25 protein-coding genes are annotated in these 25,568 nt (G+C 52.8%); 15 read left to right on the forward strand and 10 right to left on the reverse strand.

Annotated features, from left to right (window positions below; translation table 11 throughout):
• Positions 1-46 precede the first annotated feature (46 nt).
• A complete protein-coding gene (locus tag FH603_RS10845; RefSeq protein WP_186737513.1) occupies positions 47-568 on the reverse strand; it encodes a hypothetical protein in 522 nt (173 codons plus the stop codon).
• Between the two features lie 330 nt (positions 569-898).
• Here FH603_RS10845 and FH603_RS10850 point away from each other — a divergent pair, with 330 nt between their 5' ends.
• Both FH603_RS10850 and FH603_RS10855 read left to right on the forward strand, forming a co-directional pair.
• Positions 899-1,915: a bile acid:sodium symporter family protein gene (locus FH603_RS10850; RefSeq protein WP_186737514.1), complete on the forward strand. Its 1,017-nt coding sequence runs from the start codon at positions 899-901 to the stop codon at positions 1,913-1,915.
• A 119-nt stretch (positions 1,916-2,034) separates the two neighbouring features.
• Positions 2,035-2,439, forward strand: coding sequence for a hypothetical protein (locus tag FH603_RS10855; protein ID WP_186737515.1), 405 nt, complete (start codon positions 2,035-2,037; stop codon positions 2,437-2,439).
• Positions 2,440-2,512: 73 nt separating this feature from the next.
• Here FH603_RS10855 and FH603_RS10860 read toward each other — a convergent pair whose 3' ends face one another.
• Complete coding sequence (locus FH603_RS10860) at positions 2,513-3,535, reverse strand: hypothetical protein (protein WP_186737516.1); 1,023 nt, start codon at positions 3,533-3,535, stop codon at positions 2,513-2,515.
• Between the two features lie 147 nt (positions 3,536-3,682).
• Between FH603_RS10860 and FH603_RS10865 the strand changes: the two genes are divergently transcribed.
• From FH603_RS10865 to FH603_RS10880, 4 genes are all read left to right on the forward strand, one after another.
• Complete coding sequence (locus tag FH603_RS10865) at positions 3,683-5,083, forward strand: GH1 family beta-glucosidase (protein ID WP_208493047.1); 1,401 nt, start codon at positions 3,683-3,685, stop codon at positions 5,081-5,083.
• A 141-nt stretch (positions 5,084-5,224) separates the two neighbouring features.
• Entirely contained in the window at positions 5,225-6,508 is a 1,284-nt protein-coding gene (locus FH603_RS10870; protein WP_186737517.1) for an acetyl-CoA hydrolase/transferase family protein, read from the forward strand.
• A gap of 92 nt (positions 6,509-6,600) precedes the next feature.
• Positions 6,601-7,533, forward strand: a complete 933-nt coding sequence (locus tag FH603_RS10875) for a DUF6607 family protein (protein ID WP_186737518.1) — start codon at positions 6,601-6,603, stop codon at positions 7,531-7,533.
• 328 nt (positions 7,534-7,861) lie between these two features.
• Positions 7,862-8,143, forward strand: coding sequence for a hypothetical protein (locus tag FH603_RS10880; protein ID WP_186737519.1), 282 nt, complete (start codon positions 7,862-7,864; stop codon positions 8,141-8,143).
• A 521-nt stretch (positions 8,144-8,664) separates the two neighbouring features.
• On the opposite strand, the gene FH603_RS10885 is transcribed toward FH603_RS10880, so the two are convergent.
• The gene (locus FH603_RS10885) at positions 8,665-9,555 is read right to left on the reverse strand and encodes a sugar phosphate isomerase/epimerase family protein (protein WP_186737520.1); all 891 of its coding nucleotides are present in this window, start codon (positions 9,553-9,555) and stop codon (positions 8,665-8,667) included.
• 225 nt (positions 9,556-9,780) lie between these two features.
• On the opposite strand from FH603_RS10885, the gene FH603_RS10890 reads away from it, so the two are divergent.
• The 4 genes from FH603_RS10890 to FH603_RS10905 all read left to right on the forward strand — a co-directional run bounded on the left by FH603_RS10890 (position 9,781) and on the right by FH603_RS10905 (position 14,946).
• Positions 9,781-10,809: a YheT family hydrolase gene (locus tag FH603_RS10890; protein ID WP_186737521.1), complete on the forward strand. Its 1,029-nt coding sequence runs from the start codon at positions 9,781-9,783 to the stop codon at positions 10,807-10,809.
• 107 nt (positions 10,810-10,916) lie between these two features.
• Positions 10,917-12,836: a phosphoglycerate dehydrogenase gene (gene serA / locus FH603_RS10895; protein ID WP_186737522.1), complete on the forward strand. Its 1,920-nt coding sequence runs from the start codon at positions 10,917-10,919 to the stop codon at positions 12,834-12,836.
• A gap of 77 nt (positions 12,837-12,913) precedes the next feature.
• A complete protein-coding gene (locus FH603_RS10900; protein ID WP_186737523.1) occupies positions 12,914-13,987 on the forward strand; it encodes an aminotransferase class V-fold PLP-dependent enzyme in 1,074 nt (357 codons plus the stop codon).
• Positions 13,988-14,151: 164 nt separating this feature from the next.
• A complete protein-coding gene (locus tag FH603_RS10905) occupies positions 14,152-14,946 on the forward strand; it encodes a hypothetical protein (protein WP_186737524.1) in 795 nt (264 codons plus the stop codon).
• Positions 14,947-15,199: 253 nt separating this feature from the next.
• Here the strand turns inward: FH603_RS10905 and FH603_RS10910 are convergent, their stop codons facing one another.
• Both FH603_RS10910 and FH603_RS10915 read right to left on the reverse strand, forming a co-directional pair.
• Positions 15,200-15,589 carry a type II toxin-antitoxin system VapC family toxin gene (locus FH603_RS10910; RefSeq protein WP_186737525.1) on the reverse strand — a complete coding sequence of 130 codons (390 nt, stop codon included), beginning with the start codon at positions 15,587-15,589 and terminating at the stop codon, positions 15,200-15,202.
• Positions 15,568-15,807: a hypothetical protein gene (locus FH603_RS10915; protein ID WP_186737526.1), complete on the reverse strand. Its 240-nt coding sequence runs from the start codon at positions 15,805-15,807 to the stop codon at positions 15,568-15,570. Before FH603_RS10915 ends, FH603_RS10910 begins: the two co-directional genes overlap by 22 nt.
• A 692-nt stretch (positions 15,808-16,499) precedes the next feature.
• Here FH603_RS10915 and FH603_RS10920 point away from each other — a divergent pair.
• The gene (locus FH603_RS10920; RefSeq protein ID WP_186737596.1) at positions 16,500-17,588 is read left to right on the forward strand and encodes a spore photoproduct lyase family protein; all 1,089 of its coding nucleotides are present in this window, start codon (positions 16,500-16,502) and stop codon (positions 17,586-17,588) included.
• An 89-nt stretch (positions 17,589-17,677) separates the two neighbouring features.
• On the opposite strand, the gene FH603_RS10925 is transcribed toward FH603_RS10920, so the two are convergent.
• On the reverse strand, positions 17,678-18,046 hold the full coding sequence (locus FH603_RS10925) for an endonuclease domain-containing protein (protein ID WP_317171226.1): 369 nt from the start codon (positions 18,044-18,046) through the stop codon (positions 17,678-17,680).
• A gap of 79 nt (positions 18,047-18,125) precedes the next feature.
• Entirely contained in the window at positions 18,126-20,174 is a 2,049-nt protein-coding gene (locus FH603_RS10930; protein WP_186737527.1) for a M13 family metallopeptidase, read from the reverse strand.
• Between the two features lie 60 nt (positions 20,175-20,234).
• Here FH603_RS10930 and FH603_RS10935 point away from each other — a divergent pair, with 60 nt between their 5' ends.
• The 4 genes from FH603_RS10935 (at position 20,235) to FH603_RS10950 (ending at position 22,994) form a co-directional block, all read left to right on the forward strand.
• Entirely contained in the window at positions 20,235-20,690 is a 456-nt protein-coding gene (locus tag FH603_RS10935) for a DUF4920 domain-containing protein (protein ID WP_186737528.1), read from the forward strand.
• An 88-nt stretch (positions 20,691-20,778) separates the two neighbouring features.
• Complete coding sequence (locus FH603_RS10940) at positions 20,779-21,141, forward strand: hypothetical protein (RefSeq protein ID WP_186737529.1); 363 nt, start codon at positions 20,779-20,781, stop codon at positions 21,139-21,141.
• Positions 21,142-21,191: 50 nt separating this feature from the next.
• Entirely contained in the window at positions 21,192-21,638 is a 447-nt protein-coding gene (locus tag FH603_RS10945) for a hypothetical protein (RefSeq protein ID WP_186737530.1), read from the forward strand.
• A gap of 81 nt (positions 21,639-21,719) precedes the next feature.
• Entirely contained in the window at positions 21,720-22,994 is a 1,275-nt protein-coding gene (locus FH603_RS10950; RefSeq protein ID WP_186737531.1) for a metal-dependent hydrolase family protein, read from the forward strand.
• Between the two features lie 99 nt (positions 22,995-23,093).
• On the opposite strand, the gene FH603_RS10955 is transcribed toward FH603_RS10950, so the two are convergent.
• Genes FH603_RS10955 through FH603_RS10965 form a run of 3 tightly spaced genes read right to left on the reverse strand, consistent with a single transcriptional unit; the run spans position 23,094 to position 25,551 of the window.
• Positions 23,094-23,954, reverse strand: coding sequence for an alpha/beta fold hydrolase (locus tag FH603_RS10955; RefSeq protein WP_186737532.1), 861 nt, complete (start codon positions 23,952-23,954; stop codon positions 23,094-23,096).
• Between the two features lie 9 nt (positions 23,955-23,963).
• Entirely contained in the window at positions 23,964-25,376 is a 1,413-nt protein-coding gene (gene uxaC, locus FH603_RS10960; protein ID WP_186737533.1) for a glucuronate isomerase, read from the reverse strand.
• A complete protein-coding gene (locus FH603_RS10965; protein WP_186737534.1) occupies positions 25,336-25,551 on the reverse strand; it encodes a hypothetical protein in 216 nt (71 codons plus the stop codon). Before FH603_RS10965 ends, uxaC begins: the two co-directional genes overlap by 41 nt.
• Positions 25,552-25,568 lie beyond the last annotated feature (17 nt).

Below are 25,568 nucleotides of genomic sequence, written 5' to 3' on the forward strand. Positions count from 1 at the left end.
GCAGGTGGTGATGAACGATAAAATCTGCCGCCACCTGCGCTATTCATCAGGCGGCTAACTCGTTCAGTCGTTTCAGTATCTGCTGTTGACGCGTCTGCGCCTTCATGGACTGCCTTGTATAGGTATCGATTTGACGCTGGTAATGGTTTATCATAACGGACCGGGTTGGTTCGTGAAAGATTCCTCCTTCAACCCGATGTAGCAATGATTCGAAATAGGAAATCATTGACTGCTGGTTCGACATACTGCTTTCACACAGGCGCATGCGCTGGTGAGTCAGGTTTATCATCTCCTGATCGACGTCCGGTACAGGACTGGTCGGTTGACTCAACAGCCCTACCCACTCCTGCTCCAGCTGCTGTATGGGCGCGATGAAAGGGAACCCGTCGAATAGCTCCAGCGGTAACGGGGTCAATTTATTCTTTTCAATAAGATTGACCTCAAGCAGCGTTTCTCCCTGACTGACAAGCGAGCTAACAAAGTCACAGCCAACCTCCAGACTATCCAGCATGAGCATAAACTCCCGATGCTGAGCTTCTTTGTCGAGAATCGTTAAAGAAAATATCATAACAACGTCCTTTAGTACCAGCGGCTCACTGTGTGCCACGGCCCTCGATCATACAAGGTTTATAACTCCTGCCAGCACGGCATGGTTAAAAAAATGCGCCCGGCTGGCCGACTCCTCACAGTGTTTGGCGAACAGGCCAGCAAATGAACTGTTTTTTTCAGGATATCGAGCCATGAGAAGGGAAATTAGACCGGACTTTATCAAACCAGCCGCCCATAACCTCCAAAAGCTAACCAATCAAATCCCGGTACCCACGGCGTCCATCAACATTAGTCGGGCAGCCGGTTATCTGGGCAAACGAAACCCGCTCTCAGGTAGTTAGGGGTAGGTATGGAAAACCGTTCATTAAGCACACTATTAGCCCGTGTCGGGCTCGATTGGTTTATACTTGCTTTGCTGGCTATGATTGGTCTGGCAAGGCTATGGCCAGGTCCCGGCATTCAGGAGGGTCCGCTTTCTTTATCGGCCCTGGCCAGCTACGGGGTTTCGTTCATCTTCTTTTTCTATGGACTTCGGCTCAATTTCGACCAGTTGAAAGCAGGTCTGCGTAACTACCGGCTCCATCTGGTTATTCATCTGACCACGTTTGTCCTTTTCCCGGCAGTTGTACTGGCGTGTCGTTCGCTGTGGCTTACCCCCGATACAACGTTACTATGGCTGGGCATATTTTATGTAGCCGCCCTGCCCTCTACCGTTTCATCTTCGGTCGTGATGGTTTCGATTGCGGGGGGCAACCTGCCGGCGGCTATATTCAACGCCAGTATTTCCAGCCTGATCGGGGTGTTCATCACCCCCCTCTGGATGAGTTTCCTGCTCTCGTCGACAAACGGGCAATACGACCTGGGCAGCGTCATTGGAAAGCTGACCATCCAGGTCATACTACCCGTACTGGCCGGACTTCTGCTGAATCGCTGGCTGGGCTGGTTCGCTGATCGTTACAAGTCCTACCTCCGCTATTTCGACCAGTTTACGATTCTGCTCATTGTCTATACGTCTTTCTGCGAATCGTTTTCGCTCAACTTGTTTGCCAACTACTCAGCGGCTGACCTGGCCCTGCTGGCCGCCCTGATGCTGGCGTTGTTCTTTTTCATGTTCGGAATCATTCATTTGCTCAGCCGACTTTTACATTTCGAGCCGAAGGACCGCATTACGGCCTTGTTCTGCGGCTCCAAAAAATCGCTGGTCCAGGGTAGTGTGATGGCCAACGTCCTGTTTCCGGGCAACATTGCGGGGGTCGTCCTGTTACCCATCATGATCTACCACGCTCTTCAGCTTATTGTGGCCAGTATCATAGCCCAGCGCCTGGCGCATCGCTCGTCAGAAAAAAATGAAGTCATTCAGGAGTGATTCTTTCCGGTTCGGCACCCGAAAACCGGCATTCGGCAAGGTGGGCCTGTTACCCCGTTAAACGCAGCCAGTGGCTTTACCTCTAACCATCAGGTAACACAAAAAAACAACCACTGATCATGAAAAAGACAATCGCAGCCGCCCTTACTTTCTTTGCTCTTGCAACTGGTGTAACCATGGCTCAGGGCGTTTATTCGAGACCTTACGGCAACCGTCCAGTACAGGCGCAAGGCCCCCGCTACAATAACGATCAAGCCCAGGACGAGTATAAAATCGACCGCATCGACGCCATCGTTGGCTTATCGCGCCGTCAGGAAAAACAGCTTCGTAAAATCGAGAATAACTACGACCAGATGCTTTCGAATCCCCGGATGACCCAGGATGGCTACCGCCAGCTTATGCTTCGCAAGCGTCAAGATGTACTGGCCGTACTGACTTCGGTGCAACGGGATCGTCTGTTTGCGGCCCAGCAGAACAATCGCCCCTACAACAACCGGCCTGCTCCGTTTGGCCGCAGAGGTTAATCCACTATACTACCACCGTGCCTGTATGAAATGCACGTGCCCGCTCAGGTCGATTCGTTCGCCTGGGCGGGCATTAGTGTATCTGTACCAGTTCGAGACTACGCCATACGACGTCACCCATCGTGCGACAGTCATTGTAGCTGCTGGTGTGGTAATGCCGGTTGAGTGCCCCGCATAGCTGTTCAACGTTGCCTTCGGGCGCAATGACATCCGGTCGCATGGCCACCATCAGATCCCCGATCCGGGTCTGTTCAACCCGCAATCGGCCGGCCATCAGCGACCGCTCTTCAATTTGGTACTGGCGCACGCTTTCCGGGGTAAGGCAGGTTGTACCCAGGTCGATAATCGGTTGGTTCTGCTTATAATACTGCGGCATATACACCGACTTTCGACCCTCGTAGGATTGCTGATCGAAGTCGATGGCCCGGATGCGGTAATAGACCTCGTCAAAATCGGGCGTGATGTCGACCACGAAATTGCTGGAGTGCATATCGCCCAGAAGCCGCGCAAAACAGCGTTCGTTGAACTTGACAAATTCTTTGCAAAGCCGAACCGGATTCATCTCGGCATCGTGCATCTGCTGGTTGAAGAACATATCGCCCGGAATACCGGCAATGTGTTCTTCAATGAGCGTTTGGCCGCTGGTCAGGTAACTGATGCGGTTAGGCGACAGGATGTGCTCCAGTTCCAGCCCATATATCCGCGACGCATCAGCCTTTTTGATATAGAAATAGTCGAAGTTATCGTTGACCAGATTCCTGACCCGCACCCGAAACGGCATGGTATTGCCGTAACTGCACAAGTCCACCCGGTCGATGGTCAGGTGTCCCGTTACCGACATATCACCATCCGCTTTCAGAATAGCGTAGATAGTTTTCAAAGCCAGCAGGATATCGTCGGTTTCGCTGGCCGGATAATAAACCGTTTCCCAGAGCGTATCCCGGTCGCGTTTGTCGAACAGTGAAGCGGAGTTGTCGTAACGCAGCAGGTCGGCGTATTGAATCGGTAACGTATATTCACGATTGTACTGTTGCAGGTAAGCCCGCAGGGGGCCGCTGATGGTGTAAACCAGTTTTTTTCGGGAAATGAAGGGCATAACAGGCGGGGGTTACCGGAAAGCTACCGTCAGGGTATAGTCGGCGCGGGTTACCAACCCGTCTTTCGGTCAATATTAAGGTTTTGTTACGGGCAAACCTGATCGGGCGCGTAAATTGTTACTGTACGTAACGTTCCAGTCTGCATCTTGTCGAAATCAGCTATCCTTCCTGCCTCCCAACCTGTCAACCCACTTTTTACCCGACAGCAGTTCGGTTCCGATTTTATCTGGGGAACGGCCACCGCGGCCTATCAGATCGAAGGGGCCGTTGACCGCGACGGGCGCGGGCCATCCATCTGGGACACGTTCAGTAAACAGAAAGGAAAAATAAAGACCGGCGAAGTGGCCGATGTTGCCTGCGAATTCTACGACCGCTACGAATCGGACTTACTGCTTCACAAGGAGATGGGATTCGATGCGTTCCGGTTTTCGCTTTCCTGGCCGCGTATTCTGCCCGACGGCACCGGGCCCCGCCAGGGAGGCCGCATCAACGAGGCTGGTCTGGCCTTTTACGACCGGCTTATCGACCATTGCCTGGCGCTGGGCATTACCCCCTGGGTTACCCTCTATCACTGGGACTTGCCGCAGGCCCTGGAAAACAAAGGTGGTTGGCCAAACCGCCAGATCGTCGACTGGTTCGGGGAGTTCGTGTCCATCTGCACCCAGGCCTTTGGCCATAAAGTCAAGCACTGGATTATTCTGAACGAGCCACTGGCCTCGTCGGTGCTGGGCTATTTCACGGGCATGCACGCCCCCGGCCGGCGTAGTTTCCGAAGTTTGCTGCCCGTTATTCACCATACGGCGCTGGCCCAGGCCGAGGGTGGCCGGATTGTCCGGCAGAACGTGCCTGATGCACAGGTTGGCACAGCCTTCTCCTGCTCGCCGGTCGATCCGTTCTCTCCGTCGTCCCGCGACCTGGGTGCTGCCGCCCGCGTCGATGCCCTTTTAAACCGGCTGTTTATCGAACCGGCGCTTGGTTTGGGCTATCCCAGCGACACCCTGCCCTTTCTGGAAGCTATCGCCAAAAAAGTAGCCAGACCCGGCGATATGGAACGGCTGGCATTCGATTTCGACTTCATCGGCCTGCAGCACTATTTCCGGGCGGTCGTTGAGCACACGTACTTCATGCCCTATTTATGGGCTAAGGACGTTTCCCCCCTGCAACGCGGTGTTCCGGCCATTACCGAAATGGGCTGGGAGGTATACCCCGACAGCATGTACCGGATCATAGAGCAGTTTAGCCGCTATGAGGGCATTAAAAAAATTGTTATCACCGAAAGCGGAGCCGCTTTTTACGACGCCGTTCAGCAGGGCGCAGTCCACGACCCGGCCCGCATCGACTATCACCAGCAATACCTGCTCAACGTGCTGCGTGCCAGACAGGATGGCTTACCGGTAGCAGGGTATTTTGCCTGGACTTTCCTCGATAATTTTGAATGGGCAGAAGGCTACCGGCCTCGCTTCGGCCTTGTTTACGTCGATTTCAGAACGCAGCAGCGGATCGTGAAAACGTCGGGGCGCTGGTTTCAGCAGTTGCTGACCCACTAGCCCGCACAGGGACGATGACTTCGAACCCGTAGCTCACTAAATTTGAAACCACACGACCCTTCACCGGGTTGTCTTTTCTATTAACCAACGCACTCAACGGTAAGAAATACCTTGAATGCATTCGTCATTACTTAGATTACTATGTCAGCTATCCTTCCGCTTACCACACCTGAACAGGCTGTTACAGCCATTCAGTCGGGCAATCGTGTATTCATTCACAGCGTTGCCCAGACCCCCCATGTGTTGATCAACGCTATGGTGGCGCGGGCCACCGAATTGAAAAACGTGGAGGTGTGTCATATCCATACCGAAGGGCCACTCCCCTATCTGGACAAAAAATACCAGGACTCGTTCCGGCCCAACTCGTTTTTTATCGGGGCCAACATGCGCAAACAGCTTAACCAGGGTATTGGTGATTATGTACCGGTTTTCCTGAGCGAGGTGCCGCTGTTGTTCCAGCGAAACGTGCTGCCTATCGATGTGGCCCTGATTCAGGTATCGCCCCCGGATGCCCATGGATACTGTTCACTTGGTCCTTCCGTCGATGTATCGATGGCGGCTATCCGGTCGGCAAAGTATGTGATTGCGCAGGTAAACCCCCGGGTTCCCCGTACCCATGGCGACGGTCTGATTCCGGCCAGTATGCTCCACGCGGCCGTAGAAGTCGATGAGCCGATGTATGAAGTACTGCCGGGAGAGATCAGCGCCGAAGACCGTAAGATTGGTCAGTATGTAGCCAGTCTGGTAGACGATGGCGCTACTCTTCAGCTGGGTATTGGCGGCATTCCGAACGCGACACTGGCCGAACTGATTCACCATAAGGGGTTGGGCATCCACACGGAAATGTTTTCGGATGGGGTCATCGATCTGGTCGAACGGGGCGTTATCACGGGCGAGCACAAAACCGTGCTACCCTACCGGATCGTGTCGGCATTTGTGATGGGGAGCCAGCGGGTCTATGATTTCATCGACGACAATCCCGGTGTAGCCATGAAGCAGGCCAGCTACACCAACGATACATCGGTTATCCGGCGGAACCCGAAAGTAACCGCTATCAATTCGGCCATCGAGATCGACATCACCGGTCAGGTCTGCGCCGATACCATTGGTACCTATCAGTATTCGGGTGTTGGCGGACAAATGGATTTTGTGCGGGGGGCCTCGCTATCGGAGGGGGGCAAACCCATCATTGCGCTGCCCTCGGTGACCAGCAAAGGACTCAGCAAAATCGTTCCGTTCCTGAAAGAAGGAGCGGGCGTAACGACCACCCGTGCCCACGTCCATTACATCGTAACCGAGTACGGCATTGCTGATTTGTATGGCCAGAACCTGCGTCAGCGGGCCCGTGCGCTGATCAACATCGCTCATCCTGACCATAGGGAGGAGTTGGACCGGCAGGCATTTGCGCGATTCGGCAGCGTATGAGCGTAACGCCCCTGATCCCGTACAGGTATAGCGTCGATAGAACGGTATGACAGACTATCGTATGCAGGCACTCCTTGTTTTAGCAAAGTCGTATGAAACACATAAGCTTATCTATTTTCCTGGCTATTCTTTCCAGCGCACTGGCCTTTGCTCAGGAGGCACCACGCCCGGAAGACATAACGGCGATCAAAGGCCAGTGTGGCTGTCATAACGTGGTTTTTACGTATGCCGAGAAGTCTGCGCCCGACAAGCAGTATACCTTTAAAGATCCTTATACCGCACGCGGCACCGAGTGGGTATTTGTAGCCGAACAGCAAGGACCGGCGAATCAACCGACTACAATCGTGATTCAGCACCTGCTGGTAGCGGGCGACAGCGTGGTTATCAAACACTGGCGGGAAGACTGGTCGTTCGAGAGCCGGGACCTGCTTACATTCCGTCAGAATGCGACCTGGAAACGGGTAACGCGTCCTGCCCAACAGGTCAAAGGCCAATGGGCCCAAAAGGTATTCGAGGTCGATGACAGTCCCCGCTACGAAGGATCGGCGACCTGGAACCATACCAACGGACGGCATTACTGGGAAAGCACAGCCGACGCCCCCCTGCCGCGCCGAGAATACACCAAACGCCAGGATTACAACGTCATGCGTCGGACAAACCACCATGAGATCACCGCCACGGGATATGTTCATGAACAGAGCAACGACAAGATCATCCGGTCAGAATCGGGCGATCAACTGCTGGTGACCGAAAAGGGACTGAACGCCTATACGCGCACCAGCGAAGCCCCGTGTGGAGCCGCTAAAGCGTGGTGGGCCAAACACAAGGCCTACTGGGCCGATGTTCGGGCGGCCTGGGCCGAGGTACTGGCTGGTCGGCAGGACGTTGCCCTTCGGCAGCAGGTAAAAGGGATGGTCCTGAGCCATGAGCTGGATGAACTGGAACAGCTGGCCGTTGCCACACCCGGATCACCGGCAGCTGATCGGGATACGATCAAACGAACAATCCTGAAGTATTTGAAATAAGCCCGGTTGCTAAGAAGTGGCCAGCGGGCTACTCTGTTTTCACCCATAGAACTTGTTTATGATTTCACGTTGGCCTATGTTTCACTCAACCAGGCGGTCGGTTGTAGCCTGGACGGCTACGTCCGGGCGTGAAATGGGAATACGCTTACCCGGACGTTAGTGACGAAGTTATAAGTGATACACCCGCAACGGGAATGAAATAACACTAAGCTACCCGGACGTGGCCGTCCAGGCTACAACCGACCACGTCCTGCCAGTAACCCTAACAGACTCATAGTCATTACGTTGCTGAGCTTACCGGGACAAGACAAATAAACGACTAGATATCATGAGTATTTACCGGCGTTTAGGTATTCAGGCCCTTGGGTGGAGCCTTCTTCTGGCGGTGGTCAGCCACTATGCCAGACAGGGACTGAACCCGTTCCTTGCGGTCATTGTCACTGGCTTTCTGGTACTGGCGTTACTTTTACAGGTATTCTTTCTGCGCCAACGAGGCCTTCGTTACATCGGTGTTTTCGTAATTTGCGTGGCCTTGCTTACTGTTGCGTTAGGATACGCAGACCGCCGGATATCAGGCAACGGGAAACGCTATTATGCTAAAACAGAGTGACGTTTCCCGATAATATCCTGACGTGTTGTCGTCGTGATTCCCTACCGCCATCTCAGGAAAAAAGCATAAAACCTTAGTCATCCCCTATTTTAACGAATCGGTACACTTCGGGAAAACCTTACCCAAAAAGCAGCCTGGTTCCGGCACATCTGGGGGGCGTGGCATTGGATCAGGGGACGTATTGTCTGGGTAGATCTCCAGCCTTGGTCAGCTAGCCCCGTAAGGGCGACCTGTCACTAGTTAGTAGCGCTCCTATCCTCTCTAAAGCGCCGTAGGTGCGACCTAATCCAGTTCAGTTAGGTCGCCCCTACGGCGCTTTACGGGCCTACCCCTTCTTTCTTTTCTATTGACATGTCGCCCCTACAGGGCTTATCTGTAGGAAAAAAAGAAGTGTATACCCGGTAGGTCAAGGGAGCTGACAGCATGCCTAATACCCTTGTTTTCTAAAAGATAGCGACTTTTAAAATCCGGGATGACTCATGTTTATGCGGGAATAGGTCCATCCCAGGCAGACACCTGCTTTAGACTTTCAGTTTCTGCACGTTTTTGTAGCTGATGGCGATGGACTCCAGCGGAGGCCGTTTGCAAACATCCTGCTCCACGAAGTAGTGGGTCATACCGGCGGTTTTACCGGCGTGGAAAATACGCTGGAAATCGACCGAGCCGGTACCGACTTCGGCAAATTCACGTTCCGGCGTTTTAGCAATATCTTTTATGTGCCAGAGGGGGAAGCGGCCGGGGCTCTTTTTGAATAAAGCAACTGGGTCCTGACCCGCCAGGGTGGCCCAATATAGGTCAAGTTCCATCTTGACAAGTTTTTCATCCGTTTCATTCAGCAGCAGATCGTAGGGCAACTGCCCGCCCAGTGGCTGAAATTCAAAATCGTGGTTGTGGTACGCAAACTGGATACCGGCTTTCTGGCAAACCTCTGCCGATTTATTAAACAGTTCGGCAAACTGCTTGTAGTCGTCTATCTTGGTCCGTTCGGGGGGGAAGAGATACGCGCAGACCATGTATTTCTGTCCAATTTCAGCGGCATCGGCTACTGTGCGCTCCCAGTCGTTTTTTAACGTTCCTTTGCCGGTGACGACAACATTGCCGGTCGTGTAGTGACCACTAGGGGCCGTCAGGCCTAAATCCTTCAGTAAGGTGGCATACTCTTTGGGCGTTTTACCGAAAAACTTCCCATCCGAATAGCCGAACGATTCGACTTCTTTATACCCGATCTTAGCTACGCTCTTAAGCGTTCCATCAGGATCTTTCGCCATCGCTTCGCGGAGCGTATACAGTTGCAGGCCAACTTTTTTAGGTGTGGCAGCCATCCCTTCGAAGGCAGGCAGCAAAGCAGCCGACGTGGCTAATGCGCCAAGTTTAAGAAACTGCTGGCGATTCATGGTGGTATTCCGATTCATTGACATAAGGCAAAAAAATGAGCGATGAGCAATTGAGCGTCGCAGTTGCGGGCTTAAAGATAAGCAGCCTGAAAATCTTCTGTTCAGATTTCTGGTAGGACCGTACGAATAATTTATTGAAACGAACTCGGAACGTGTGTCCTGTACCAGCTAATTCTGAAACTAATACGGTCAGCCTGTGCCCTTTTCCCGTACCTTTGCGGCTTCAATCGACTGCGCCCCCTCATGCCGCTGATTGCCCCGTCGACTTATAAGCCACCCACCCGTTTGTGGAATGGCCACTTGCAAACCATCATTCCTTCGCTGTTTCGCAAGGTCACGGTGAACTACGTCCGCGAACGAATCGACACTCCCGACGATGACTTTCTGGACCTGGACTGGGTTTACTCTACCAGCAACCGCCCCCCACTTTCGTCGGCTACCCCGCCTGATGGCGCCATAAAGAGTCCTCTGGTCATTCTTTCACACGGTCTGGAAGGCAGTTCGACGAGCACGTATCTGGCCGGTATGGTTCGCCACCTCAGCCAAAGCGGATTCGATTGTCTGGCCTGGCACTACCGTTCCTGTAGTGGCGAGTTGAACCGGCAGCAGCGGTTTTACCACATTGGCGACACGGGCGATCTGCATCATGTCGTTCAACACGCGGTTTCGGCAGCTTATGAAACCATTTACCTCGTGGGGTTTAGCGCAGGCGGCAGCGTAACCTTGAAATACCTCGGCGAACAGGGTTCCCTGACCAGCGGAAAAGGCCTTGATCCGGCCATAAAGAAAGCGGTTACCTTCTCGGTACCACTCGATCTGATTGGTGCCACCCAGCGGCTGGAGCAGTGGGACAGCCTGGTGTACAACTACCGGTTCAACCGGACGCTCAAGCGCAAAGTGCTTCAAAAAGCCGCAGCAATGCCAGGAACATTCGCCACGGAAGCCGTCAGCAAAGCGCGTAGCGTTCGGGAGTTCGACACGTTATTTACTGCACCCATGAACGGCTTTGCCGACGTAACGGATTATTATACACGCAGCAGTTCGCTACAGTTCTTACCCAGTATTACCATCCCAACGCTCATCGTCAATGCCCGGAACGACCCATTTCTGTCACCCGAATGCTTCCCCGTCTCATTGGCTAGGGAACTACCCAATGTCTGGATGGAGTTTCCCGAGCAGGGTGGCCACTGCGGTTTTGCCTCGAAGGCTTCGGGCATCAATGGAGAACCCTACTGGTCGGAAGAACGGGCAGTAACCTTTCTAAGCACGTAGCTCTTCGTATCAATGAGTTTAAAAACAGGTACGATCGTCACTTCTTCATCACAAACTAGCGTTAACATGTCCCATAACAGACACCGACTCTATTTGTATTTCTCTATATGATCACCCAATCACCAACCCTCGGCCCGGCCGAGCAGACCTTTTACATCATTGACTTCGACAGCACATTTACCAAAGTAGAAGCTTTGGATGTGCTGGGGGAGATCTCGCTCATCGGTCGTCCAGACCGCAATGACGTACTGGATCAAATCAAAGCCATCACCGACCGGGGCATGTCGGGCGAAATTGGTCTGGCCGATTCACTGGCGCTGCGGCTGAAACTGCTCAACGCCCACCGCGACCATCTGCCCGCCCTCATCGAAACGCTGATGGGCAAAATATCGGATTCTTTCCAGCGCAACCAGGCTTTTATCACGGAAAACGCCGACCATATCTATGTGGTGTCGAGCGGGTTCCAGGAGTTTATCGTTCCCATCGTAACCTCGCTGGGTGTGAAAGAGAGTCACGTTTTTGCCAATACCTTCACCTACGACGAAACGGGTAACATCGTCGGCTGCGACCTCGAAAACCCGCTGGCCTCCGACGGGGGCAAGGTCAAGCTGATGCGAAACCTCAACCTCGACGGCGACGTATATGTGATCGGTGATGGCTATACGGACTATGAAATTCGGGAAGCGGGTCTGGCCAACAAGTTCTATGCGTTCACCGAGAACGTGGCCCGAATCAAGGTGATGGAGAAAGCTGACCATATTACCCCTTCGCTCGATGAGTTTCTCTTCGATAATAAATTGAGCCGGAGCCAGTCATACCCCAAAAGCCGCATCAAAGTCCTGCTCCTCGAAAACGTACACCCGATTGCGGTCCAGCTATTCGAACAGGAAGGGTTCAACGTCGAAATTCATAAGGGTGCGCTGGACGAAGATGAATTGATCGAAGCCATCCGCGACGTATCGATCCTGGGCATTCGGTCCAAGACGATGGTAACCCGCCGGGTACTCGAAAACGCCAACAAGTTGATGACCATTGGCGCCTTCTGCATCGGCACGAACCAGATCGATCTGAGCACCTGCACCGAACGCGGCATTGCCGTTTTCAACGCCCCCTACAGCAACACACGCTCGGTCGTTGAACTGGCTATCGGCGAAATCATCATGCTGATCCGGGGTATTGTCCCAAAGAGCAATTCGATGCACAGGGGCGAGTGGGACAAGTCGGCAAAGAACAGCTATGAGGTACGGGGCAAAAAGCTAGGGCTGGTGGGTTATGGCAATATCGGTACGCAGCTCTCTGTGGTGGCCGAAGCGCTGGGCATGGAGGTTTACTTCTATGACGCGGTCGACAAACTTGCCCTGGGCAATGCCCGCAAGTGTAAATCGCTGGACGAGCTACTGGCTATTGCCGACATCATCAGTCTGCATACCGATGGGCGTAAAGAGAACAAGAACCTTATCAGTTACCGTGAGTTTGGTCTGATGAAAAACGGCGTCATTTTCCTGAACCTCTCCCGTGGCCACATCGTCGATATTCCGGCGCTGGTGGACGCCATCGAGCGGGGTAAGGTCATTGGTGCCGGTATCGACGTGTTTCCGCAGGAGCCCAAAACGAACAGTGAAGAGTTCATCAGCACGCTGCGCAACCTGCCGAACGTGATCCTGACCCCCCATATTGGCGGCAGCACCGAAGAAGCGCAGGCAAACATTGGTCAGTTTGTACCGGGCAAACTCCTCGAATACATCAACAATGGCAGCACCTACGGCAGCGTCAACTTTCCGGAACTCCAGTTACCGCTCCTGAAAGATTCGCATCGCCTGCTGCACATTCACACCAATGTGCCGGGCATTCTGGCCAGGATGAACAACATCTTCGCCAGTTATGAGATCAACATTCAGGGGCAATATCTGAAAACCAACGAACAGATTGGCTATGTGATCACCGACATTGCCAAGGAGTATGCGGATGCCGTTGTGAGCGAACTACGCGTCATCGACAATACCATTAAATTCAGACTACTGTATTAATTAATGAGCGACTGGAAGCGTGAAAGGGTGTTCGCATCAGCCTTTCACGCTTTCTCTCTTTCATGCGTTCACCCTCTATGAAAAACACCTACTTTACCCCCGGCCCGGCCGAGTTATACCCCACATTTGCTCACCACCTGCAAACAGCAATGGACGAGCAGATCGGGTCAATTTCGCACCGGAGCAAGCAGTTTCGGGATATCTACAAGTTTACCGATGAGCAGCTGCGCATCCTGCTCAACATCCCGGCTACCCATGGTATCTTTTTCACCGGCTCGGCATCGGAAGTATGGGAACGGGTATTGTTCAACTGCGTTGAGCACGAGAGCTTTCATTTGGTCAACGGTTCGTTCTCCCGGAAGTTCTATGACTACGCCCATAGTCTGCACAAATACGCTCACGTACTTGAGAAGCCGTTCGGTGAGGGATTCGACTACAGCGATATTGACGTGCCGGAATACGCCGAACTGGTTTGCCTGACCCACAACGAGACCTCGTCGGGCGTACAGATGCGGCCAGCCGACATGCACAAGCTGAAGCGTAAGTACCCCAAGAAACTGTTTGTTGTCGATATGGTATCCTCGGCACCGTACCCGAATCTCGATTTCAACCTGATCGACTCCGCGTTTTTTTCGGTACAGAAAGCGTTTGGCATGCCCGCTGGCTTAGGCGTCTGGATAGCCAACCAGACCTGTCTGGCCAAAGCGGAACGCATTCAGAAGTACGAGTCTATAACGACCGGTGCGCACCATACCCTGCCCGTACTCTGGAAGCATTATCAGACGTTTGAAACGCCCGCCACCCCCAACGTACTGTTTATTTATCTGCTGGGTAAGATCGCGGAAGATTTCAACCGGATTGGCATCGACACCATTCGGAAACAGACCGAGGAGAAGGCGAAGATGCTGTATAAATTCCTGGACGACTCAAAGGAGTTTCAGCCGTTTGTAACGGAAGAGCGCCACCGTTCACAGACCGTTATCGTGGCAACGACTAAAAACCCGGCCGAAGTGTTAGCAGCCACAAAGCAGGCTGGTCTCATTCTCGGCAGTGGGTATGGTTCGTTCAAAGACACTCAAATGCGGATCGCCAATTTCCCCGCCGTCTCAATAGAACAGGTCCAGAACCTAATTAACCAATTGAAAAAATAGTATTCTTTTCTAGTCTTTTTCCGGGTCTGCACTCCCTTATTTATTAAGGGAGTGCTTTATTTTTTGTACTATCTCTGGAAATGACGATCCCAGCGACAAACCTTATTTTGGGTTTGTAGTTAATAGGGCAATAGATACTCGACAACGTTATCAAATCGACGATTATGAAAAATTTACTTACAGCGACTACGTTACTGACCATGCTGTCGGTGGCGGCATTAGGACAGAACGACCGGTCACGGGAGAACCGGCCGCTCATCAAGGAAGAAACGAAAGAAAAAGTACGGGAGAAAGCACAGGATGTTAAGGAAGATGTTCAGGAAGGAGCCGAAAAGTTAAAGAACCGGGCCGAAGAACGCGCACCTGAAGTTAAGGAAGAGCTACGGGAAACGGGACAGCAGGTAAAAGAGGCTTCCCAGGAGGTTAAAGAAGAAGTTCGGACCAGTATCGTTGAACCGACCCGTGCGCGGAACGAACGCTATGGCTTACCCTGGTACGATAAGGGAAGTATTTTTGTCGGCAGCTCAATCGGCTTTGGACTAGGCGGCAACAATGGCCTGTATCTGGCCCTCGACCCACGCATAGGGTACTTCTTTCAGCCGGGCTTCATGGGTGGTGTGCGACTGGGTTACGACCGACGGTTGAGTACCAGTTTCCGCTCCAATCAGGTCGGCTTATTTGCCCGTTACTACCCTTTCCGCACCCGGATCAGCAGCTTCGTTGGGGCTGGCTATAACTTTGGTCGGGAGCGTGCCAGCAATGTTGCCGACGACGAGAAAGCGCGTTACAACAGCATCAACCTCGAAATTGGCGTTCAGTTCTACCTGCTGAAAAACCTGGGGCTGGAAGGCAGTCTGGAAACGAACTATTACGACCGCAGTAACCCGCTGGCGGGTCGCAACCGGGGCGGCCGCGCCCGCGTTGGCGTCAACTATTATTTCAGTCGGCGTAACCAGTAAGCACTACCAAAGAGGTACCATGAGTCATTCCAGCGCGTGATAGGATGGCTAGAAAGAAAAAACCTTCCAATGTAGTGGGGTCAACCACTAAGCGGAAGGTTTTTTTATGGCCAAAAACCGGGTAAGAGTCGAATGCGACCCTAACCGTGGTCAATATTAGCCAGTGGACGTATCGTAAAGCCCAGATCAACTACGGCCCGCCCTGGAAATTACCTTGGCAATAACTTTAGCCTTCATTAACTAAAGAGGATAGCTACAACTCATGCGGGTTTACGCAAACCAGGCCAGTGATAGAGCGAAAATCTTTAGTGTTGCGGGTTAAGACGGTAAACCCATGAACAAGCGCTGTTGCTGCAATCAGGGCATCACCAAGTTTTAGCTTTTTGTACGTCTTTCGTAGAGCGATCGTTTTATCGGCAATGGCATCATCTACATAAAAAGTTGTTGCCAACCCCAAAAAATCGTTCAGCTTTTGCATCTCTTCAGGATCACCGTCGAAGCCCAAAACTTCAATCTTAACAACGATAGAGGTCGTGAGTTCATCGTTGAGGAGGTTGTCCATAGCTAGAGCTGCTGACTGCGGAAGTTTATCCCCTACGTAGTCAATAACAACATTTGCATCTAGGATATAGTGTTTCCCCATTCGGTTCTTGCTTGTTCAGTGTATCTGAGGAGTTCATCGGCTGTTTTTTTAGAAATAGACCCCCTAAAATCCGAAGGCTTTGGCTGGATAGTAGGCTGCATTGGTTTTTCCAGCGTTTTTAAATCCTCATGCTTTGCCGTTATGCTGTTCCACTCCTCAATGGGTATGACGATGGCCGTATGCCGGCCCTGGGCATCGGAGAGATACTGTACGTTCATGATTGAAGCTGTTTTGCTTGTTTTTGCCCCTGCCTGGTAACCTACTTGTAAAAATAAACAATCCACCTCGGTAAAACCAATCCGGCCATACCGCCAGGGAAGCCGAGCGCATACCGTATACGAGAGTTTTGGTAGAACACCTTTTCTCCGCAAAATAGTGGCTAACCACTACACAAAATAGGGTACATCCCTGATTGTTACTTCATCACAAACAGCGTCTATTTGTCCTTGTCATGGCAGGAAAGTTTCCTGCCACCAATCCGAATTCGGTTGTCTAGTAGTTGATCCGTTGAAAATGCCGAATAGCCATTGTTCTGAGCAGCTCAATACGAGAACGCGTGCTTTAACCTATAAGTCACCAGAAATTTTGAAAACCAGGAAAACCAGTTTTTTCATGAGACTAATAATCTCATGTCTGGTGTTGCGATTGCCCTTCGATTCCAACAAAAAATTAATTTAAAAACACAGAATAACTTCTTGATTATCAACTATATAACTTAACATCAAAACTACATGAATGGATTTTTATTTACTCAATCTATGTTCTTTAGGAGACGCCATCCAACTGGTTAGGCTGCGCCCTGATTTATCCTTCTACTCTCGTTATGACCGCTGAATCCAACCTGCTGACCCAATCAATACCTACGCCCGTAACAACTACAGAGCCCCTCCTTCGGTCGCCGAAACTGTGGATGCCCAAGCGGGTTGTCTTCACGGCCGACGCCCTGAAAGAGCCTTTTGGTCAGGCAATGTACGAGCGCCTTTCGGCGCTGCACTTGCCCATTGACGTAGCTAAGAATAACCGCATCACCGGTTTGCGCGGAGCCGATGAGCGCGAGACCTACCGCATTGCCAAGAACACCCTGGCCGTTGTGAACGCTCCTCCGGGCGCGTTTCGATTGCAACCCATTCCCCCATCGGCCGACTGGCAGATGAACCTCGCCGAAGGTTGCCCCGCCCACTGTCACTACTGTTACCTAGCCGGTAGCCTGTCGGGGCCACCCGTCGTGCGCGCCTATGCAAATCTGCCTAAAATGCTCGAACATACGGCTACCTATGAAGGGACCTACCCACCCAACAAAACCTGGCAGGGACAGCCTGCCGGTCTGAACGGTGTAGCCCGTCCAACCACCTTCGAGGTGAGTTGTTATACCGACGTGCTGGGCATTGAGCACCTGACGGGCAGCCTGGCTGAGTGTATCCGCTATTTCGGCACCCGGGAGAACGCACAGTTACGGTTTGTCAGCAAATACGGCCAGGTCGATAGTCTGCTTGATCTTCCTCATAACGGGCAGACCCGCGCCCGTTTTAGCCTGAACGCCGAGTCGGTAGCCCGGCGGCTGGAAGGTGGGACGGCCTCGGTCGAAGCCCGGTTGCAGGCGCTACGTAAACTGGCTATGCCGCGCGAACTTGGCGGGGGCGGTTACCCGGTCGGTATTGTTCTGGCCCCCCTCATGCCCATTCCCGACTGGCGCGACCAGTACAGCGACTTGCTGGATCGTATAGCAGCCGCGCTCGATTTTCCCGGCAGCGATACACCAGACTGGCTGAACGTCGAGTTCATCAGCCATCGCTTTACCCCAGGTTCTAAAGATGTATTGATGCAGTGGTATCCAAACACGTCTCTGGAGATGGATGAGACGACCCGCGCCGAGAAGCGAAACAAGTTTGGTGGCACAAAGTACGTTTATCTGCCTGCTGTCATGAAGGAGATGAAAGCATTCTTTTATGAGGAATGGCAGAAGCGATTCCCAAACGCGCCGGTACTGTACTGGACGTAGAAAGGCTCCTCACCCCCGGCCCCTCTCCCCATGGGAGAGGGGCCGGGGGTGAGGAGCCGGGGCGGTCAGGCCTTGCGGTGAGGGGATGCTTACAACAGGTGTCCTTTAATTTTGCTCAATACCTCTTCCAGCGAATTAAAAACACAATGGTTTGAAAACCGTATTACGGTTAGTCCCAAATCGCAAAGGATAGCTTCACGCTCAGCGTCATTTAAGCGGGTTTCAACCAAATCATGTACACTGCCGTCCAGTTCAACGACAAGCAGGTGTTCATGACAGTAAAAATCAACGATAAATTTATTGCCAAAGCTGTGCTGCCGTCTAAACTTCTTACCCGCCAGTTGTCGATTACGCAGGGTAGACCAAAGCATTTCTTCCGCTTCAGTCTGACGCTGGCGTAGCTCCCGCCTAAGTTCTTTGATTGACTGTTTACCCGAACTACCTCTCATGCTCAGCATTTTGCGCTGATAGACGGTGTAGTGCGGGGTTTGTCACTAACCTCCCTCACCACCCAGTATGGTGAGGAGCCTGTCTACGTCACCAAACCCTTGCCTGCTCTACCTCCGGCTTAAACAGTTTCTGCCCCGCCTTCACCGAAAACGCCTGATAGAAGGGCGCAAAATTCGTTAGCGGACCATTTACCCGGAATTTAGCGGGTGAGTGCGGATCGGTAGCGACGCCCACCCGCTCGGTTTCGTCGCGCACCTTGATACGCCATACCTGCGCGAAACCCAGAAAGAATCGCTGGTCGGGGGTAAATCCGTCGATCTTTTCGGTGCCCTGCCCCTGCTTCGTCAGCTTAAACGCCTGATAGGCCAGCGTAATCCCACCCAGGTCAGCCAGGTTTTCGCCCAGCGTCAGTCGACCGTTCAGATGCAGGTTATCGAGCACGGTATAGCCGTTGTACTGGTTTACAACCGCCTGCGTTTTGGCCGAAAACCGCTCAGCGTCCTGCTTGGTCCACCAGTCGCGGAGATTGCCCTGCGCATCATACTGACGGCCCTGATCATCGAATAGGTGCGTCATCTCGTGGCCAATTACCATCCCTATCCCACCGTAGTTGATGGCGTCGTCGGCATCTTTGTCGAAGAACGGGAATTGAAGAATACCCGCCGGGAACACAATTTCATTATTGGTTGGATTCGCGTAGGCATTCACCGTAGGGGGTGTCATACCCCACTCGGCCTTATCGACAGCCTCATTGATTTTTGCAAACTCTTCGTTATAATAATGCTCCCGGGCGCGCTGTACGTTACCGAAGTAGTCGTCCCGCTTTATGTCTATGTCTGAATAATCTTTCCATTTATCGGGGTAGCCAATCTTCTTGGCGAACTTATCCAGCTTGATCAACGCCACTTTTTTAGTTTCAGGGGCCATCCAGTCCAGCTTCTCAATCCGTTCGCGATACACTTTTTGCAGGTTATCGACCAGCGTCAGCATGCGTTCTTTGGCCTCTGCCGGAAAGTACTTCTTGACCCACAACTGACCCAGGGCTTCACCGAGCGACCCATCGACCCGGCTGGCGATCCGTTTCCAGCGCTCTTTTTGCTGAGGCTGGCCATAAAGCGTTTTGCTGTTAAACTCGAAGCTGGCCCGTTCGAACGGTTTACTCAATAAGCTGGCGTTATTATCCAGCAGATCGAACACGAGCCGGTCTTTCAGCACACTGATGGGCGTAGCCGGCAAAAGCTTGTCCAGCGCCTGGTAGTACCCCGGCTGCGAAACGAGTACAGTATCAATTTTCCCGAGACTCATAGCCGTCAGCAGCGTTCGCCAATCGAGGTTAGGCATACGTTTCGTCAGGTCGGCAACGGCAAGTTTGTTGTAGTTGGCAACAGGGTCGCGCAGGTCGGCGGGTGCTTTGTGCGATGCAGCCAGCGCTGTCTCAAACTCCAGGATAGCGTCGGCTTTCGTCCGGGCTGTCGCTGCGTCTACGCCGACCATCGTGAAGAGCTTCGCCACATACGCCACAAAAGCGGCTCTGATCTTGCGGGTCGAGGAGTCGGTTTTAGTATAGTAGTCTTTTTCCGGCAACGAAAGACCTGCCTGACCAAAATTGATGCGATTCAGTGAGCTTTGCCGGTCATCGGCTCCAACGTAAAGGCCAATAAACTCCCCGCCCCGATTGGCTTTATCCGAAGCAATGTAGTTCAAAACACCCTTGTAGTCGGTCAGGGCGGCAATACGGGCGAGTTCGGCTTTCAGGGGTTCATAACCGAGTTTCTCGATCGTCAGCGTATCCATACCACTGGCGTAAAAGTCGCCAACCTGCTGCTCCACGCTACCGGCTTTCGCTTTGGACCCTGCCGCTTCGTCGAGTATGGTTCTGGTTTTTATCTGGTTGTCTTCATAAATCTGATAGAAGGACCCCCACCCGGTTTGGTCGCCGGGAATTGCCGTTTTCCTGACCCACCCACCATTGGCATACGTAAAAAAATCGTTGCCGGGGCTAACGGTCGTATCCATACCCGTTTTGTCGAAAAAGGTGGTACGACGATTTACCTGATCGGCTTTTTCTTTTTTCTGGCAGGCTATCACGCATAACACGCTCAACCCGAACCCTATAATTTGTTTGACACGTACCATAGCTTATTTTAAAAGTGCGTTTGAATGGGTACTTTTGGGTAAATATAACGCATTGACTGTATGAAAAATCTTCTGATTATTGGACTGATCCTGGGTGCGTCTTTTGGGGCCGTAGCCCAAACCAGCGCCAGTTACCACGGCAAAAAAATTTCCGACAAAGGTGCCCTGCCCGCTACACAGTTAGCCGCCAAAATGGACGGTAAAGATAAAATGCCGGCTAAAGTAGAAGGCACCGTCGAATCGGTCTGCAAGATGAAAGGTTGCTGGATGAACGTCAAAACCGGCGACGGTCAGGTGATGCGGGTAAGCTTTAAAGATTACGGATTCTTCGTACCAAAAGATATTGTCGGCAAAACGGTAGTGATGGAAGGTGTGGCTGAAACCACGACAACGCCCATTTCCGAACTGCGGCATTATGCGCAGGATGCCGGCAAATCGAAAGAAGAGATCGAGAAAATTACCGAACCCGAAAAAGCCCTCACGTTCGTAGCCGATGGGGTTGTTGTGAAAAACTAGCGCCCATCTGATGGGGAGTTTATGTAAACAAGTTGCTAAATATTGTATCATTGCGAAACTAATTTATCGCTTCGGCAGCCCACCAATTATGTTTCTTGAAGAACGAGTTGAGCAACTTGAAAATTTAGCCGCCGATCAGGGTCGCCAAACAGAACGCGTGGCCAGTGGTCTGGCAGTGTTGACTATTGAAGTACGAGCCATCCGGCAGGATGTAACAACTGGCTTCAATCAGGTCAAACAGGAATTCGAACTGGTATATCAACGGTTCGAACAGGTCGACCGACGATTCGAACAGGTTGATCAACGGTTTGAACAGATCGATCAACGGCTCGAACAAATGGACCGACGGTTTGAGCAGATCGATCGCCGGTTTGAGCAGGTCTTTGTTCGATTCGATGAGATGCAGCAAACTCAGTTGCTGATCCTAAAACTTTTAACCGACAAAAAGTGAACTACAACGGTTTGGCAGTCAAAGCGGTCCTGTTAAAAACCGGTATAACTATGTCACATCACCTTAAATCTACGCTCGGTTGTGTCTTTGTTGTAATCTGTCTTTTTTGCGCCTGTCAGCCAAACCCTCTGGTTCCGGCAATTCCACCCGACCATGTCGCGCTGATCAGCCGTGAATCGATAACAACAACCGCTGGCATTACCGTTCTGGCCGATTCGGTTAACGTATCCATTTGCCCGTCCAACGCGAACTGTTTTGCGCCAAACAGCGCCAGCGTCAAACTCCAGCTGTCGAAAAATGCCCAGACACAGTCCGTTTATTTATGGACGTTCATTCCCAATTACAAACGGATGTCGTCGATCAATCCACCGGCCGACTCAGTAACGGTTGCGTTCGAGGGCCAACAGTATAAGGTTATCCTTCGGGATGGCGGGTTCCGAAAAGGGCCCGAAAACGCAAATCTGCCCGAAGCTGTGGTGCAAGTTTCCCGCTTGTAGGCGCGTTTAACGGCAACTTTCCGTAATTTGAAGGCCGCAGCTTCCGTTGCGGCTTTTTTATATCCGTCCAATACTTATTCTATGAAAAAATTGTACCTGCTGGCGAGCCTGTCGCTGCTGGCATCACCTCTGATTGCCCAACGTACCCTTATCCACTGCGGAAACCTCTTCGATGGGATTGGCAACACACTGCAACCGCAGATGACGGTTGTGGTTGAAGGCAACAAAATTACGGCGGTCCAAAAAGGATTTACCACGCCTGCCGGTCAGGATCGTGTAGTAGACCTGAAGGCGAAGACGGTGCTGCCGGGCCTGATCGACATGCACGTCCATCTGGAAAGCCAGACCCGCCGGGGTGGTGCCATCGATGGGTTCACGCGCAACCCCGCCGACGTCGCCTACCAGGCAGCTCAATATGCGAAGACAACCTTACTGGCAGGATTCACTACCGTCCGTGACCTGGGCGGCTCGGGCGTCAATGTATCACTTCGTAATGCGATCAATAACGGCCTGGTCGATGGGCCTCGGGTGTTGACCGTTGGTAAATCCATTGCCACAACCGGGGGGCATGCCGACCCGACTAACGGCTACCGTAAGGACCTGATGGGTGATCCCGGCCCGATGGAGGGCGTTATCAACGGTCCCGAAGATGCCCGTAAAGCCGTTCGGCAACGCTATAAAGATGGGTCCGACCTGATCAAAATCACGGCTACGGGTGGCGTACTGAGTAATGCGAAAGACGGCTCCGGAGCTCAGTTCACAGAAGAAGAAGTGAAAGCGGTTGTCGATGCAGCTAAAGATTACGGGTTTGCCGTGGCGGCCCACGCCCACGGTGCCGAAGGAATGAAGCGGGCCATCCGGGCGGGGGTTCAAACCATCGAACACGGCACCCTGATGGACGATGAAGCTATTGAGTTATTTAAAAAATACGGCACTTACTACGTCCCGACCATTATCGCCGGCAAGACCGCAGCCGACTCAGCCCGGCGGTTTGGGTACTACCCGGCGCTGGTAACACCGAAAGCGCTGGCGATTGGTCCAAAAATCCAGGCTACGTTTGCCAAGGCGTATAAGGCAGGCGTTAAGATCGCTTTTGGTACCGACGCAGGAGTATATATCCATGGCTATAACGCCAAGGAGTTCGAGTACATGGTCGAAGCCGGAATGCCCCCTGTCGAAGCAATCAAAGCGGCCCTGATGACGAACGCGAAACTGCTGGGTATGGACACGCAGATCGGTTCTATCGAAACAGGCAAATTCGCCGATATCATAGCCGTCGATGAAAACCCGATCCAAAACATCAAAACCCTTCAAGCTGTCAAATTCGTAATGAAAGACGGGAAGGTTTATAAATAGGAGGAAAGGGAGGAAGGAGGAAAGGGAGGAAGGGGATTGCTTTCGCCAGAGTGCGTCAACTGCCCTTCCTCCTTCCTCCTTCCTCCCTCCTCCCTCCCCTCACCCCCCCTCTATTATCAACTCACTGACTCGCTCCGGTTCTTCGTGCTGTACCCAATGAGTCGCGGTTTCGAAAAAAAAGACGGTGCCGTTGTCGCACAGATCGATGCTGGGCTGGGCCATGTCCCGCTTGAGAAACTGGTCGCGAACACCCCAGATAAGCAGCGTTGGTACAGTAATCCGAATCGATAGGGCATGAGCAGGAGGGCGCTGTAGCGCGGCCCGGTACCAGTTCACCATTGCCCGAAAGGCTCCAGGCTGCGACCATGCCTGTTTGTATTCATGAATATCGTCATCAGAGAAAGTACCGGGACGGCTGCTGCCGCGTAGTGTTCGGACCAACATGGCCCTGTTTCCCAGTTTGGCCATCAGTTCCGGAATGACCGGTAGCTGGAAGAAACCAATATACCAGCTTCGCAGCATCTGACCGATGTTTCGACTGGCGTATTGCTTCATCACTGCCGGATGCGGCACGTTCAATACGACCAGTCGTTCGACCCGCTCGGGGTGGGTAGCCGCTACCCACCAGGCCACGGCAGCTCCCCAGTCGTGGCCCACGACGATTGCCTTCTGCTGACCAGCGGCATCGATCAGTTCCACCACATCAGCCGCCAGAACGTCGACCGTATAAGCTCCAATGCCGTCGGGCTTGTCGCTACGGTTATACCCACGCTGGTCGGGTACCCAGACGCGATAGCCCGCTTCGGCCAACGGGCCGATCTGCTTCTTCCAGCCGTACCAGAACTCAGGGAAGCCATGGAGCAGAATCATAAGTGGTCCGTCAGCTGGCCCGGCCTGCACAACATGAAGCGTTACCGGTGCGCCGGAGCGGCCATGGATCTCAACGAAAGCGTGGGTCATGGAACGGGGTTAAAAACCAAAATAGCGATCGGCATTCCGGTAGCAGATATCCTGTACGATCTGGCCTATCCAGTCAATATCGGCGGGCAGTTCGCCATTCTCCACATCGTTACCAAACAGATTACACAGGATGCGCCGAAAATACTCGTGGCGGCTGTAGGACAGGAAACTACGTGAGTCGGTCAGCATACCGACAAACGTGCTGATCAGCCCCATGTTCGACAGAGCATTCATCTGGCGCTCCATCCCATCCTTCTGGTCCAGAAACCACCAGCCCGAGCCAAACTGAACCTTACCCCGCACCGAGCCATCGTTGAAGTTACCGACCATGGTCGCCATTACTTCATTGTCGGCGGGATTGAGGTTGTACACGATCGTTTTAGCCAGTTTGTCCCGATCGTCCAGACCGCCCAGGAAACGGGACAGAGAGGCTGCCTGCGGAAAATCCCCGATGCTATCCCAACCTGTGTCGGGCCCTATTTCCCTTAGCCGCCGGACGTTGTTGTTCCGGAGTGCGCCCAGGTGAAACTGCTGAGTCCAGCCTTTCTCATGATCCCACTCGGCAAACTGTACCAGCATAAATGACTTGAACATCAGGACGTCGGCGGGCGCAATAGCAACTCCCCGGCGAAGCTGATTGAACAGCCTCTGCACGTCACCGTCGGTATAAGACTCGGCATAGACCATTTCCAGCCCGTGGTCCGACAGTCGGCAACCCCGTTCGGCGAAATAGTCGTGCCGGGATTTAAGGGCGTCGATATAGTCGGCGAGGGTGCTGATATCCCGGTTGGTGACCTCGGCCAGCCGGTCGGCATAGGCGCGAAAGGCATGCGGATCATCGGCAGCCATGGCCTTGTCGGGCCGGAACGTTGGCAATATCCTGACCGCAAACCCATCGCGGGCAATCTGATCGTGGTGCGCCAGCGAGTCGAGCGGATCATCGGTAGTGCAGACCACCCGCACATCGAAATGCTGGAGCAGGCGACGGGCCGTCAGTTGTGGCAGTTGCTCGTTGCAGGTTTCGTAGATACTGCGGGCCGTAGCTGGTGTGAGGAGTTCCTGGATGCCAAACGGGTTGTTGAGTTCCAGGTGCGTCCAGTGATAAAGCGGATTTCGCAGGGTATACGGAACGGTTTCAGCCCATTTCTCGAACTTCTCCCAGTCGCTGGCATCCCCGGTACAGTATTTTTCGGAAACCCCGTGCGTCCGCATGGCCCGCCACTTGTAATGGTCGCCGTAGAGCCAGGGCTGGGTCATATTATCGAATCGTTTGTCCTGCGCAATCTGATCGGGTGGCAGGTGACAGTGGTAGTCGATGATTGGCATCGACCGGGCATAGTCATGATAAAGCCGCCGGGCCGTTTCGGTCTGGAGCAGAAAATCATCGGATAAAAACGTGGGCGCAGATGCGAGTGTGTTCATGTTCGTTAAAGCAAAGTTCGTCGGGTTTCTCCCGCCTGATGGTTATTTTTCTGTCGATCGCAACGCGCCCGCTTTCTGTTTCGGCCCCTTCTTCAACAACCCATCCGGTATTGGATATACCAGCCGTAAAAATTTGTTCGTTGTCCCATAAAACAACCAGACTAATACGGGGCATCGGCCATCGTGTTACAC

The organism is Spirosoma utsteinense (assembly GCF_014282275.1).
Lineage (GTDB): Bacteria > Bacteroidota > Bacteroidia > Cytophagales > Spirosomataceae > Spirosoma > Spirosoma utsteinense.

What these genes read in the sequence shown, in the direction of transcription:
- FH603_RS10955 (WP_186737532.1), bottom strand. Translation starts at nt 23,954, where the DNA reads ATGACCCACGCTTTCGTTGAGATCCATGGCCGCTCCGGCGCACCGGTA.
- FH603_RS10950 (WP_186737531.1), top strand. Translation starts at nt 21,720, where the DNA reads ATGAAAAAATTGTACCTGCTGGCGAGCCTGTCGCTGCTGGCATCACCT.
- FH603_RS10965 (WP_186737534.1), bottom strand. Translation starts at nt 25,551, where the DNA reads ATGCCCCGTATTAGTCTGGTTGTTTTATGGGACAACGAACAAATTTTT.
- FH603_RS10920 (WP_186737596.1), top strand. Translation starts at nt 16,500, where the DNA reads ATGCCCAAGCGGGTTGTCTTCACGGCCGACGCCCTGAAAGAGCCTTTT.
- FH603_RS10945 (WP_186737530.1), top strand. Translation starts at nt 21,192, where the DNA reads ATGTCACATCACCTTAAATCTACGCTCGGTTGTGTCTTTGTTGTAATC.
- FH603_RS10880 (WP_186737519.1), top strand. Translation starts at nt 7,862, where the DNA reads ATGAGTATTTACCGGCGTTTAGGTATTCAGGCCCTTGGGTGGAGCCTT.
- uxaC (WP_186737533.1), bottom strand. Translation starts at nt 25,376, where the DNA reads ATGAACACACTCGCATCTGCGCCCACGTTTTTATCCGATGATTTTCTG.
- FH603_RS10925 (WP_317171226.1), bottom strand. Translation starts at nt 18,046, where the DNA reads ATGCTGAGCATGAGAGGTAGTTCGGGTAAACAGTCAATCAAAGAACTT.
- FH603_RS10860 (WP_186737516.1), bottom strand. Translation starts at nt 3,535, where the DNA reads ATGCCCTTCATTTCCCGAAAAAAACTGGTTTACACCATCAGCGGCCCC.
- FH603_RS10930 (WP_186737527.1), bottom strand. Translation starts at nt 20,174, where the DNA reads ATGGTACGTGTCAAACAAATTATAGGGTTCGGGTTGAGCGTGTTATGC.
- serA (WP_186737522.1), top strand. Translation starts at nt 10,917, where the DNA reads ATGATCACCCAATCACCAACCCTCGGCCCGGCCGAGCAGACCTTTTAC.
- FH603_RS10890 (WP_186737521.1), top strand. Translation starts at nt 9,781, where the DNA reads ATGCCGCTGATTGCCCCGTCGACTTATAAGCCACCCACCCGTTTGTGG.
- FH603_RS10850 (WP_186737514.1), top strand. Translation starts at nt 899, where the DNA reads ATGGAAAACCGTTCATTAAGCACACTATTAGCCCGTGTCGGGCTCGAT.
- FH603_RS10900 (WP_186737523.1), top strand. Translation starts at nt 12,914, where the DNA reads ATGAAAAACACCTACTTTACCCCCGGCCCGGCCGAGTTATACCCCACA.
- FH603_RS10940 (WP_186737529.1), top strand. Translation starts at nt 20,779, where the DNA reads ATGTTTCTTGAAGAACGAGTTGAGCAACTTGAAAATTTAGCCGCCGAT.
- FH603_RS10905 (WP_186737524.1), top strand. Translation starts at nt 14,152, where the DNA reads ATGAAAAATTTACTTACAGCGACTACGTTACTGACCATGCTGTCGGTG.
- FH603_RS10910 (WP_186737525.1), bottom strand. Translation starts at nt 15,589, where the DNA reads ATGGGGAAACACTATATCCTAGATGCAAATGTTGTTATTGACTACGTA.
- FH603_RS10855 (WP_186737515.1), top strand. Translation starts at nt 2,035, where the DNA reads ATGAAAAAGACAATCGCAGCCGCCCTTACTTTCTTTGCTCTTGCAACT.
- FH603_RS10935 (WP_186737528.1), top strand. Translation starts at nt 20,235, where the DNA reads ATGAAAAATCTTCTGATTATTGGACTGATCCTGGGTGCGTCTTTTGGG.
- FH603_RS10885 (WP_186737520.1), bottom strand. Translation starts at nt 9,555, where the DNA reads ATGAATCGGAATACCACCATGAATCGCCAGCAGTTTCTTAAACTTGGC.
- FH603_RS10870 (WP_186737517.1), top strand. Translation starts at nt 5,225, where the DNA reads ATGTCAGCTATCCTTCCGCTTACCACACCTGAACAGGCTGTTACAGCC.
- FH603_RS10915 (WP_186737526.1), bottom strand. Translation starts at nt 15,807, where the DNA reads ATGAACGTACAGTATCTCTCCGATGCCCAGGGCCGGCATACGGCCATC.
- FH603_RS10845 (WP_186737513.1), bottom strand. Translation starts at nt 568, where the DNA reads ATGATATTTTCTTTAACGATTCTCGACAAAGAAGCTCAGCATCGGGAG.
- FH603_RS10875 (WP_186737518.1), top strand. Translation starts at nt 6,601, where the DNA reads ATGAAACACATAAGCTTATCTATTTTCCTGGCTATTCTTTCCAGCGCA.